The sequence below is a fragment of the Janthinobacterium salmonicoloratum genome (genome assembly GCF_051380845.1).
Lineage (GTDB): Bacteria > Pseudomonadota > Gammaproteobacteria > Burkholderiales > Burkholderiaceae_D > Janthinobacterium > Janthinobacterium lividum_F.
Window position 1 is genome coordinate 28,207 of the sequence record NZ_JBNYXV010000006.1, and the last position, 11,792, is coordinate 39,998.

Genomic DNA, 11,792 nt, shown 5'->3' on the forward strand with positions numbered 1-11,792 from the left:
CTGCTTTTTTGCTCACAAAAGTCGAGGAATGCCGCGTAAGTCGCGGCCGCAAGAGTCGCACTTTTCCATGGTTTTTGAGCAAATCGCATTCAAATTATAAGGTAGAATGGCGGGTTAATGCGTTGTCGGCGCCGATGGACTGCTGCCGCAGCATAGAAAAGATTGCGCAAGCGCCAAGCGAAACCCGGGAAAATCGCCTTCATGGATTTTCAGGGTGCCTGAAAGCGCCCGCTTTGAAACTCCCCATAAACAGCTTTTGCGCAGCTCGATGCGCTACAGGACACTCATGTTTGGTTTTTTACGCAGGTATATCTCCACCGATCTGGCCATTGACTTGGGCACGGCCAACACCCTTATTTATGTGCGCGGCCTCGGTATCGTCCTGGACGAACCGTCCGTCGTCGCCATCCGCCAGGAAGGCGGTCCGAATGGCAAGAAGACCATTCAGGCAGTCGGCAAGGAAGCCAAGCAGATGCTGGGCAAGGTGCCGGGCAATATCGAAGCGATTCGTCCGATGAAAGATGGCGTGATCGCCGACTTCACCGTGACCGAGCAGATGCTCAAGCAATTCATCCGCATGGTGCACGACTCGAAATTCTTCCGTCCTTCGCCGCGCATCATCATTTGCGTGCCGTGCGGTTCGACCCAGGTCGAACGCCGCGCGATCCGCGAATCGGCCCTGGGCGCCGGCGCCTCGCAGGTGTACCTGATCGAAGAACCGATGGCGGCGGCCATCGGCGCGGGCTTGCCCGTGTCGGAAGCGACCGGCTCGATGGTGGTCGACATCGGCGGCGGCACCACGGAAGTGGGCATCATTTCGCTGGGCGGCATGGTCTACAAGGGTTCCGTGCGCGTGGGCGGCGACAAGTTCGATGAAGCCATCGTCAACTACATCCGCCGCAACTACGGCATGCTGATCGGCGAACAGACGGCTGAAGCCATCAAGAAGGCCATCGGTTCGGCTTTTCCTGGTTCGGAAGTGAAGGAAATGGAAGTCAAGGGCCGCAACCTGTCCGAAGGCATCCCGCGCTCGTTCACCATCTCCAGCAACGAGATCCTCGAAGCGCTGACCGACCCGCTGAACAACATCGTCTCGGCCGTGAAGAACGCGCTGGAACAGACGCCGCCGGAACTGGGCGCCGATATTGCCGAAAAAGGCATGATGCTGACGGGCGGCGGCGCACTGCTGCGCGACCTGGACCGCCTGCTGATGGAGGAAACCGGCCTGCCTGTGCTGGTGGCCGAGGATCCGCTCACCTGCGTGGTGCGTGGTTCCGGGATGGCCCTGGAACGTATGGACAAGCTCGGCTCGATCTTCTCCTACGAATAATCTGACAGAAGGGCCGGAAACCATCTCCGGCCTTTTTTTGGTTTTGGCGCCGGCGTCTGACCGGGGCCTGCACGTTGGCGCACTGCGCCTGGCCTGATTATTGGAAGTCATGGAATACAGTCCTCCGCCACTTTTCAAACAAGGCGCCTCTGCCCGCGTCAAGATGATGGTGTTCGCCGGCATTTCTATCGCCCTGCTGCTGGTCGATTCGCGCATGCACGCGCTGACGGCCGTGCGCCAGGCCGTCGGCACCGTGCTGTATCCGGTGCAGATGGCGGCCCTGGTGCCGCGCGATGTGGCGTTCGGTGTCGGTAATTACTTCTCTTCGCTGTCCGCCCTGGAAAAACAGGTGCGCGACCTGAAGCACGAACAGATCGCCTCGGCGCAGATCATGCAGCAGGCGCAGCTCAACATCGTTGAAAACAATCACTTGCGCAAGTTGATGGAAGCGCGCGAGCGCGTCCCCGTCAAGACCATGATGGCCGAAGTGCTGTATGACACGCGCGATTCGGCCACGCGCAAGATCGTGCTGGACCGGGGCATTCAGCATGGCGTCGAACTGGGCCGCCCCGTGATCGACAACCTGGGTGTGGTGGGACAGGTCACGCGCGTGTTCCCATTCACCTCCGAAGTGACGCTCCTGACCGATGAAGAGCAGGCCATTCCCGTGCAGCTGCTGCGCAATGGCGTGCGCAGCGTGGCCATCGGCCGCGGCAAGTCCGGCACCATGGAGCTGCGCTTTACGGCCCCCAGCGCCGACATCCAGATCGGCGATATCGTCATTACCTCGGGCCTCGACGGCCTGTACCCGGCCGGCCTGGCTGTGGCGCGCGTGACTCTGGTCGAGCGCAATGCGCATGGCCCGTTCGGCCGTGTCGTGTGCCAGCCGCTGGCTGGCATCGAACGCAATACCCAGCTGCTCATCTTGATGACGTCACCCGAGATCCCACCGCGCCCGCCCGCTGAAGATGTCAAGACGGGCCGCAAGATCGCCGGCAAGATGGCGCCGATCAAGGATCCGGCCAAGGAGCCTGCCGCCGCCGCTGCGACACCACCGGCCACCAATACGGCCGCCGCGCCGGCCGCGAAACCGCCTGCCGGCCCCGCGCCGAAACCGGCTGCGCCTGCCGCCGTACCAACACCTGCCGCCGTGCCACCGAAGGAAGCGACACGATGAACCGCCCGCATTACATCCTGTTGCCGGTCAGCCCCCTGTTCATCGGGTTTTCACTGCTGTGCGCTTTCCTGCTGAATCTGCTGCCATGGGGGCAGTTCGTCGGCGTGCCCGATTTCGTCGCCCTGGTGCTGGTTTTCTGGGGCATACACCAGCCGCGCAAGGTCGGCATCGGCGTGGCGTTCTTCATGGGCCTGATGATGGACGTGCACGATTCGACCCTGCTGGGCGAGAATGCGCTGGCCTATACCTTGCTGTCGTATTTCGCCATCATGATGCACCGTCGCGTGCTGTGGTTCCCCATCCTGACGCAGGCGCTGCACGTGCTGCCGCTGCTGCTGCTGACGCAGGCGTTGCAATTGCTGACGCGTTTGATCGTCTCGGGCCGCTTCCCCGGCTGGCTCAATTTCATCGAGAGCTTCGTCGCCGTCGCCCTGTGGCCCGTCGTCACGTGGGTCTTGCTGGCACCGCAGCGCCGCGCCGTGGACCGCGACCATAACCGGCCGATCTGACGAGCGCCTGCCATGACTGAACTTAAGAACACCGAGCGCGAACTGCATTTCTTCCGCATGCGCCTGACCATCCTGGGCGCGCTCGTCTTCGTCTGCTTTTCGCTGCTGCTGGCGCGTTTCATCTGGCTGCAGGTGATCAAGCACGAGGACTACGCGACCAAGGCCGAGGACAACCGCATCGCCGTGGTACCCATCGTGCCCACGCGCGGCCTGATCCTCGACCGCAACGGCGTGGTATTGGCGCGCAATTATTCGGCCTATACCCTGGAAATCACGCCATCGAAATTGAGCGCCAGCCTCGATTCCGTGATCGACGAGCTGTCGACCCTGGTGCAGATCGACATCAAGGACCGCCGCCGCTTCAAGAAGCTGCTTGAAGAGTCGAAGAACTTCGTCAGCGTACCGCTGCGCACGCGCCTGACGGACGAGGAAGTGGCGCGCTTCACGGCGCAGCGCTTCCGCTTCCCCGGCGTCGAGGTGCAGGCGCGCTTGTTCCGCCAGTATCCGATGGGCGAGGTAGCATCGCACGTGGTGGGCTTCATCGGCCGCATCAACCGTAGTGAAGCCAAGGCGCTGGAAGAGGGCGAGGACGCGGCCAACTACAACGGCACCGACCATATCGGCAAGGAAGGCCTGGAAAAAAGCTACGAAAAGCAGCTGCATGGCACCACCGGCTACGAAGAAGTGGAAGTATCGGCCGGCGGTCGCGCCATGCGCACCTTGTCGCGCACGGCGGCCACCCCTGGCAATAACCTGATCCTGTCGATCGACATCGAACTGCAAAAAGTGGTCGAGGAAGCGTTCGGCGAATGGCGCGGCGCGGCCGTGGCCATCGACCCGGCCACGGGCGACATCCTCGCTTACGTGTCCAAGCCAGGCTACGACCCCAACCTGTTCGTCGACGGTATCGACCAGCAAAGCTGGAACGAACTCAATACCTCGCTGGACCGGCCGATGGTCAACCGTCCCCTGTCCGGCACCTACGCGCCCGGCTCGACCTTCAAGCCCTTCATGGCGCTGGCCGCGCTCGAATTGGGCAAGCGCACGCCGAGCCAGTCGATTTCCGATCCCGGTTTCTTCATCCTCGGTGGCCACACCTTCCGCGACGACAAGGTGGGCGGCCATGGCACGGTGGACATGCACAAGTCCATCGTCGTTTCGTGCAATACCTATTACTACCAACTGGGCCGCGACATGGGCATCGACGCCATTCACGACTTCATGAAACCGTTCGGTTTCGGCCAGTTGACGGGCATCGACCTGAATAACGAAAAGACGGGCGTGCTGCCGTCGACGGAATGGAAGCGCAACCGCTTCAAGACGCCGCAGCAGAAAAAATGGGTGGGCGGCGATACGATTTCGGTGAGTAACGGCTCTGGCTACAATTCCTACACGCCGCTGCAGATCGCCCACGCGACGGCCAACCTGGCCAACAACGGCGTGGTGATGAAACCGCATCTGGTGAAGATCATCGAAGACGCCGCCACGCGCGCGCGCACCCTGACGGTGCCCAAGGAAAGCTACCGCATCGCGCTCAAGCAGGAAAACATCGACACCATCAAGCGCGCCATGGTGGGCGTGACCAGCGAGCAGGGCGGCACTGCCGCGCGCATCTTCACCGGCGTGCAGTACACGGTGGGTGGCAAGACGGGTACGGCGCAGGTGGTGGGCATCAAGAAAAACGAGAAGTACAATGCCAAGCTGCTGGCCGAACGCCTGCGCGACAACGCCTTGTTTACGGCCTTTGCGCCGGCCGACAAGCCGCGCATCGCGATTGCCATCGTGGTGGAAAACGCGGGCTTCGGCGCCGGCGTGGCCGCGCCGATCGCACGCAAGGCGCTCGACTACTACTTGCTGGGTAAGCGCCCGAGCGACAAGGAAAAGGACACCACCAAGGTGCCCAAGGAAGATGTCGACGAAGTGCGCACCCTGGAAGAAATCACTGACGAGCAGGCCGCCCCGGCGGTACCTGCCAGGCAATAAGGAAGCACATGCCCATTAACGAGAGGCGCTCGCTGTGGCGGCGCGCCAAACCCTATCTGGCGGTGTTCGATCCGCCGCTGATGATCATCATCCTGATGCTGCTCAGCACCAGCCTGCTGACCCTGTATTCGGCCAGCATCGGCATCCCGGGCAAGATCGAAGACCACCTGCGCAACATCCTGCTGTGCTTTTTCGTCATGTGGGTGGCGGCCAATGTCACGCCGCAGATGATGATGCGCATCGCCGTGCCCGCATATACGGTGTCGGTGATCTTGCTGGTGGCCGTGGCGCTGTTCGGCACCATCAAGCTCGGTGCGCGGCGCTGGCTGCATATCGGCGTGATCGACATCCAGCCCTCCGAATTCCTGAAGATCGCCACGCCGCTGATGCTGGCCTGGTTCTTCCAGCACAATGCGGGCGCCCTGCGCTGGAAATCGTTCCTGATGGCGGCCGTGCTGTTGCTGGCGCCCGTCTATCTGATCGCGCGCCAGCCCGATCTTGGCACGGCGCTGCTGGTGGTGGCGGCCGGCTTTACCGTCATTTTCCTGGCAGGCCTGTCGTGGAAGGTGCTGGCCGGCTTGCTGATCACCTTTGTTTCCTGCCTGCCGATCGCCTGGTCGCATCTGCATGATTACCAGCGCGACCGGGTGATGATGCTGATCGACCCGACCAAGGACCCGCTAGGCAAGGGCTTCCATATCATCCAGTCCATCATCGCCATCGGTTCCGGCGGCATGACGGGCAAGGGCTGGACACACGGCACGCAAGCCCACCTGGAGTTTGTTCCGGAACGCACGACCGATTTTATTTTTGCCGTGTATTCCGAGGAATTCGGCCTGGTCGGTAACTTGATCCTGATGCTGATGTATTTGCTGCTGGTGGGACGGGGGCTGATGATCGCCGCCAACGCCCCCAGTTTTTTCACTCGTTTGCTGGCAGGAGCGATCACTATGATTTTCTTTACTTACGCCTTCGTCAACATGGGCATGGTCAGCGGCATCGTGCCGGTGGTCGGCGTTCCCTTGCCATTCCTCAGCTATGGCGGCACCGCGCTGCTGACCCTGGGCGTGGCCACCGGTATCCTGATGAGCATTCAGCGCCATCGCAAATTGGTGCAGACCTGATGCGCGCGCCTTTCGATACCTTCGCCATGCGCGGGCTGAGCCTGGCCGCTTTGCTGACCCTGGCCGCTTGCGGCACCACGCCGCAAAAGCCCGCATCGAATAATGTGCCGCTGCCATCCGGCGGCAAGGTCAAGGTGCCCGTGCGCCAGGATCCCACCTTGCCGGTATTGCCGGCGGCCGGCTCCGGGCGCGGCGGCTACTACAAGGACGATGGTCCGGGCGACAATCCGCCGGCCAACCTGCGCGACGTGCCCGACGCGGAAGTGCGCAACGAGCCATATTCCACGCGCTCGAACCGTCCGTATGTCGTATTCGGCAAGACGTATACGCCGATTACCGACAATGAACCATTCAAGCAGAAGGGCACGGGCACTTGGTATGGCAAGAAATTCCATGGCCAGCGCACCTCGTCGGGTGAAATCTACGATATGTACAAGATGACGGCGGCCCATCCGACCTTGCCGATTCCGTCGTATGCGCGCGTGACGAGCATCGACAGCGGCGAGCAGGTGATCGTGCGCATCAATGACCGCGGTCCCTTCCACGCCACGCGCGTCATCGACGTGTCCTACACGGCGGCGCTGAAACTGGGCTTCCTGGGCAAGGGCAGCCACCAGGTGGTGGTCGAACGGCTGCTGCCAGCCGATATCGATGCCATCCTGGCGGCCCGTGCGGCGCCAAAACCGGTGCCTTCCGTGGTGGCGATCTCCATCGACACGCCCGTGGAAACGGGCGCCGTAGTGCAGCCGGAAGTGTCGACGCAGATGCTGCCCGTCGATGCGACGGTCGCCATGCCGGCCCCGGCGGCGCTGGCCAGCGGCTTCTATTTGCAGCTGGGCGCTTACACGCGCGCCGACAATGCGGAATCGGGACGTTCGCGCCTGGCGCCGTACGCGGCAGCCCTGGGGACCCTGGGCGTGGTGCAGGCTGGTAACCTGTTCCGCCTGTACGGCGGACCATTCTCCAGCCGCGCCGATGCGGCGCGCGCGGCGGCGAATTTACCGGAATCGACTGGTATCAAGCCCATCGTGATCCAGCGATAGGCGCGCCTGACGGCGCAAAGCGCCTGATAAAACCGTAGCGAGCGGCAGCGATTTGTGGCTAAGAAGCGCAGCTGTGCTGGAGCACAGCGAGCATCGCAGGCCGCAAAGCGCGACGCGCAGTAGGTTTAGTCAGGTGCTTATTTGCAGTTGCGCAGTTCCTGTTCAGGGAATTGCGTTTTGATCTTCTCGAGACGCGCGCGTGTGGTGGCGTCGAGGTCGCGGAACTGGTAGGCGAGCTGCTTGCCGGCGCTGTAGCGCGGCGCGACGCGGGCGCTGTGCACGCCCTGTTTGTTGAGCGATGCCAGCTGGCTTTGCGCGCTGGTTTCCGACTTGAATACGCCCAGTGAAATGCCCCAGCGCAGCGGGCTGCTTTCGTTCATGATGAAGTAATTCGTCACGCCCAGCTGCTTCAATTCGCCGGCCTTGCGGTCGGCGCCTTCCTTGCTGCCCTGCGGCGGGATGTACACCATATAGCTGGAAACCTCCTGGCCGGCTACGTTGCGACGCGATTGGCGGTCGCCCAGGTCCAGCGCCGCCACTTGCGCTTCAAAGCGGCGCCCGTCAGCCAGCAGGAAATTGCCCACTTCCGTGCAGGCATACGATGGCGCCGTCGCCGGTGCGGCCGCCGCCGGCGTCGCGCCCTCGTCGGCAGCAGCCGGCGCGGCGGGCGCCGTGGCCTGCTCCTGCGTCAGCAAGGTGAGCTTGCCCGCCTGCAGCTGGTTTTTCAGACGCGCCGGTTCGCGCGTCTCGGTGCGAAAACTGCCCAGATAGCCCTGGCCGATGGCCAGCACCAGCAGGTTGACGCCGGCCAGCAGCCAGAAGACGAATTTCAGCATACGTGGTTTCCTTGTGTTCCTGCGGCCCCGGCGCGCGCGGCCGCCTGCAGGCCGAGCATGACGATATTGTCCACCAGTTGCAGCGGCACCGCCAGCGCCAGGGCCGGTGCGATACGCGGTGCGGCGCCGCCCGACAGCAGGCAGGCGCTGGCGCCGTGCATGCGCACGGCCCGTTCGATGGCGCCCGCCTGCGCCGCCAGGCAGCCGGAGAGGATGGCGTCGTCCGTGTTGTCGGCAAAGCCGGCCGGCAGCACGGCGTCGCTGGCGATTTGCGGCAGTTGCGCCGTGTTGCGCGCCAGCGAGCTGGCCATCAATCCCAGTCCTGGCAAGATCATCCCGCCGAGGAAAACGCCATCGGCCGTGATGGCGTCGATGGTGGTGGCTGTGCCGCAATTGGCGACGATGACGGCCTGGCCAGGCGCCAGCGCCTGCGCGCCGATGGCGGCGGCAAAGCGGTCGCAGCCCAGTTGCGACGGCACGCGGTAGGCGTTCGTCAGTCCGGCCAGCTGCGGCAGCGAGACGAAGTCATGGGGCATTACCGGCAGCATGGCGCGCAGGCGCGTGCCGATGACGGTACCTGCCACGTTCGACAGCAGCGCCTCATTGATGGCGAGTGTCTCCCACTGCGCAGCCAGCGTATCGATCTGCGCGTGCGTGACGGTGCCGCTGGCCAGCCAGCCGCCGAGGGGGCTATCGGCGGTCACGAGCGCCCATTTGATGCGCGTATTGCCGGCGTCGATCAGCAGTAGCATGCGCTTACTCCCCGGTCAGGCGCAAGGACACATCGCCGGACATGATTTCCTGCTGGCCGCCATCGGTGCGCAGCAGCAGGCGGCCCAGCTGGTCCACGCCGGCCGCCACGCCTTGCTGCAGCAACTGGCCGTTGTCGAGAATTTTCACGTGCTGCCCCTGCCACGCATGCAGCGTGTTCCAGCGCTCCGTAAATGGCGCAAAGCCCGTATCGTCGAATTCGGCCAGCACGCCGGCCAGGCGGCTGAGCAAGGCCGCCACCAGGGTATTGCGCTCCATCTGCGCCAGCCAGGGCACGGCAGAGACGCTGCGGCCGATCTGCCGTTCCAGCGCATCGGGCATCAGCAGATTGATGCCGCAGCCGATGACGGCCCACACGCCGCCGTCGGTCGCCTGCTGCGTCTCGACGAGGATGCCAGCCAGTTTGTGGCCATCCTTGAGCAGGTCGTTCGGCCACTTCAGCTGCACCGGCACGCCCAGCGCCGTCATGCTTTCGGCCAGCGCCACGCCGACGGCCAGCGGCAGGCCGACCAGCTGATGCAGCGGTCCCTTGAAGCGCCAGGCCAGCGAGAACATCAGGCTGGCGTCCGGCTGCGACACCCAGGGCCGCCCGGCACGTCCCCGTCCGGCCGTCTGCTGGCCGGCGATGCGCAGGGTGGGGCCGGCCAGTGTGGCGCAGCGCGCCAGCAGGTCGGCGTTGGTCGATCCCGTTTCGTCGACCACTTCGATGGTCACGTGGGAGGCGCCCGTGGCGCAATGGGCGGCGATGGCCGCGCTGTTCAGGTCTGAGTGCTTCGTCATGGGGAGAGCTTGGTTTTACTGGCTGTCGCCGGATGGCTTGCTGCGCGCCTTGTGCGGCGCGTTGGCGAAGGCCAGGTCGTAGATGGCATTGGGCAGCGCGCGCAGCAGCTTGGCGACGACGCCCATCTGCCACGGGATCACGCGGTAGCTGTCGCCATCGGCGATGGCGCGCGCGGCGCGCACGGCGAATTTTTCGGCCGGCATCAGGAAAGGCATGCGGTAGGCGTTGTGGCGCGTCATCGGCGTGTCGATGTAGCCGGGCGTGATGGTGACGACCTTGACGCCTGCCGGTTTGAGTTCCAGGCGCAGCGATTCGCAGTAGCTGATGACGGCCGCCTTCGAGGCGCTGTAGGCTTCGGCGCCGGGCAGGCCACGGATGCCGGCCACGCTGCCGATGCCCACCAGGCGTCCGTTGGCCTGGCTTTTCATGGCTGCGATGAAGGGCGCGAAGGTGGCGACGGTGGCCGTGACGTTGATGGCCATCAGGCGCGCGAAGGCGTCGAGGTCTTCCGCGTGTTCACTCAAGGTGCCGTACGACACGCCGGCGCTGGCGATGACGACGTCGATGCCGCCGGCGCCGGCGATAAAGTCATCGGCCGCGCTTTTCAGGGCGGCGTGGTCGCACACATCGACGGCGTAGGCGCGGTGGAGTTCAGGGTGGGGCAGGGAAGCGATCAGTTGCTGCAAGGTGTCGCCGCGGCGGGCCAGCAAGCCTAGTTGGGCGCCCTGGCGCGCGTACTGCAGCGCCAGGGCGGCGCCCAGTCCGCTCGACGCGCCCGTGATGAAAACGCGTTGCATCAGGCGATGCCCGGGCGCGCCAGGGAAGTGGCCATGCTTATTTCTTTTCCGCTTTGGCTTTCGCGACCAGCACGTCCATCACGCTCAAAGCCTGGGCGTTCAGCTGCTCTTCGTTCTTGGCCGACTTGCTGCCCTGATCGGCCTGCGAAGGCGAGGTGATGTAGCGGCCATCGATGGCGATCATGGGCCAGAACGTCACGTTATAGCCCTGCATCATGGCATCCGCCCGGCGCACGCGGGCCGAGACGCCCATCGAACGGTAGGTGTCGATAAATTTCTGGCGGTCCACGCCCTGCTTGGCGACGAAATCGAAGACGGCGTCGTCGGTGTTCAGGCGGTTGCGTTCCACGTGCATGGCGTGGAAGACGCCGGTGTGCAGCTTGTCGACCAGGCCCATGGCTTGCAGGGTGAAGAACAGCCGCTGCTGCGGCGCCACGCTGTCATCGCGCGACACGTGCACGCGCTTGAAGACGATGTTGTCGCCCTGTTTCTTGACCCAGGCCGCCAGTTGCGGTTCAAGTACGTTGCAATGCGGGCAGTAATAAGCGAAGAATTCCGTCACTTCGATTTTCTTGCCCGATTCCGTCGCCTGCGGCGTGGCCAGGGTTTCGTACTCGACGCCGTTCTTCGGCTCGGCCGGCGAGGCCGATGCGCCCATGGCGGCAGTGCACAGGGCGGCGGCGAACAGGATTTTCTTCAGAAAACGCATGCTGGTTCCTTATTTTTGGTTGCGGACGACGGCGACATCGATGCCGTTTTCAGACAGTTTGGTGCGCGCGCGGTTCATCGCTTCGAGCTGGTTGAACGGTCCGATGCGCACGCGGTGCAGCACGCCGGCGTCGGTGCTGCGGTCACTGATGGCCGCTTCGAAGCCGAGCAGCGCCAGTTTGCCGCGCGTGCTTTCGGCGTCCGACATGTCATGGAAGGCGCCGGCCTGCAGATAATAAATCCATTTGTCGCTGGCTGCATCGGCCTTCGCCTCTTTCACGTCGGCCTTGGCTTGCGGCGCGGGTGCTGCCGGTGCTGCCGCTGGCGTTTTCGGCGCCGGCTTGTCCTTCAATGTACCGATCAGTTCCTGCAGCGCGTCCGGCGGCGGCGCCTTCGGCTGCTGCGCAGGAGCAGGTGCCGGCGCAGCAGGCTGCGTCGGCGTGACGATCTCGCGTGGCTCCTTGGAGAAGTCGCGCGCCGCTTCCTTGGCAGCTTCCTTGTTGCCGTACATCGGCTTGTTCGGGTCGGCGATCTGGCCGGCCGTCGGTTCGGCCGATTTGCCGGCCTTGCCCGATTTGTCGGTAAAGGGCGAGGCACCCTTGGTGATCACCAGGGCGACCACCACGGCGATGCCCAGGCCGATGACCAGGCCGATGATGATGCCGACCAGGGTATTGCCCTGCTGGCGCCGGGTCGAAGAGAAACGGGAGGCGTGATTCATTGACTGTTAGAC

Annotated in this window: 12 protein-coding genes; 6 read left to right on the forward strand and 6 right to left on the reverse strand. The window is 63.9% G+C overall.

The annotated features are described in order from the left end of the window. Positions 1-286 precede the first annotated feature (286 nt). The 6 genes from ACQ4WY_RS23305 to ACQ4WY_RS23330 all read left to right on the forward strand — a co-directional run bounded on the left by ACQ4WY_RS23305 (position 287) and on the right by ACQ4WY_RS23330 (position 7,166). Positions 287-1,330, forward strand: a complete 1,044-nt coding sequence (locus ACQ4WY_RS23305; protein WP_010393186.1) for a rod shape-determining protein — start codon at positions 287-289, stop codon at positions 1,328-1,330. Positions 1,331-1,439: 109 nt separating this feature from the next. Then, the gene (gene mreC, locus ACQ4WY_RS23310) at positions 1,440-2,507 is read left to right on the forward strand and encodes a rod shape-determining protein MreC (RefSeq protein WP_436506121.1); all 1,068 of its coding nucleotides are present in this window, start codon (positions 1,440-1,442) and stop codon (positions 2,505-2,507) included. Next, entirely contained in the window at positions 2,504-3,016 is a 513-nt protein-coding gene (gene mreD / locus ACQ4WY_RS23315; protein WP_353658953.1) for a rod shape-determining protein MreD, read from the forward strand. The genes mreC and mreD overlap by 4 nt, the downstream gene beginning before the upstream one ends. 12 nt (positions 3,017-3,028) lie before the next feature. Further along, positions 3,029-4,999 carry a penicillin-binding protein 2 gene (gene mrdA, locus ACQ4WY_RS23320; RefSeq protein WP_353658952.1) on the forward strand — a complete coding sequence of 657 codons (1,971 nt, stop codon included), beginning with the start codon at positions 3,029-3,031 and terminating at the stop codon, positions 4,997-4,999. A gap of 8 nt (positions 5,000-5,007) precedes the next feature. Continuing rightward, on the forward strand, positions 5,008-6,123 hold the full coding sequence (gene rodA / locus ACQ4WY_RS23325; protein WP_099379982.1) for a rod shape-determining protein RodA: 1,116 nt from the start codon (positions 5,008-5,010) through the stop codon (positions 6,121-6,123). Beyond that, positions 6,123-7,166 (forward strand): septal ring lytic transglycosylase RlpA family protein, encoded by a 1,044-nt coding sequence (locus ACQ4WY_RS23330; RefSeq protein WP_353658951.1) that lies wholly within the window; start codon positions 6,123-6,125, stop codon positions 7,164-7,166. The genes rodA and ACQ4WY_RS23330 overlap by 1 nt, the downstream gene beginning before the upstream one ends. Positions 7,167-7,303: 137 nt before the next feature. Here ACQ4WY_RS23330 and ACQ4WY_RS23335 read toward each other — a convergent pair whose 3' ends face one another. The 6 genes from ACQ4WY_RS23335 to ACQ4WY_RS23360 are packed head-to-tail and all read right to left on the reverse strand — an operon-like array spanning position 7,304 to position 11,780. Beyond that, entirely contained in the window at positions 7,304-8,002 is a 699-nt protein-coding gene (locus ACQ4WY_RS23335) for an SPOR domain-containing protein (protein ID WP_436506122.1), read from the reverse strand. After that, the gene (locus tag ACQ4WY_RS23340; protein ID WP_436506124.1) at positions 7,996-8,754 is read right to left on the reverse strand and encodes a type III pantothenate kinase; all 759 of its coding nucleotides are present in this window, start codon (positions 8,752-8,754) and stop codon (positions 7,996-7,998) included. Before ACQ4WY_RS23340 ends, ACQ4WY_RS23335 begins: the two co-directional genes overlap by 7 nt. 4 nt (positions 8,755-8,758) lie before the next feature. Then, a complete protein-coding gene (locus ACQ4WY_RS23345; RefSeq protein ID WP_436506125.1) occupies positions 8,759-9,553 on the reverse strand; it encodes a biotin--[acetyl-CoA-carboxylase] ligase in 795 nt (264 codons plus the stop codon). A gap of 15 nt (positions 9,554-9,568) precedes the next feature. Beyond that, positions 9,569-10,351, reverse strand: a complete 783-nt coding sequence (locus ACQ4WY_RS23350; protein ID WP_436506126.1) for an SDR family oxidoreductase — start codon at positions 10,349-10,351, stop codon at positions 9,569-9,571. Between the two features lie 37 nt (positions 10,352-10,388). Next, positions 10,389-11,060: a thiol:disulfide interchange protein DsbA/DsbL gene (locus tag ACQ4WY_RS23355; RefSeq protein WP_436506127.1), complete on the reverse strand. Its 672-nt coding sequence runs from the start codon at positions 11,058-11,060 to the stop codon at positions 10,389-10,391. Between the two features lie 9 nt (positions 11,061-11,069). Continuing rightward, positions 11,070-11,780: an SPOR domain-containing protein gene (locus ACQ4WY_RS23360; RefSeq protein WP_436506128.1), complete on the reverse strand. Its 711-nt coding sequence runs from the start codon at positions 11,778-11,780 to the stop codon at positions 11,070-11,072. Positions 11,781-11,792: the final 12 nt, after the last annotated feature.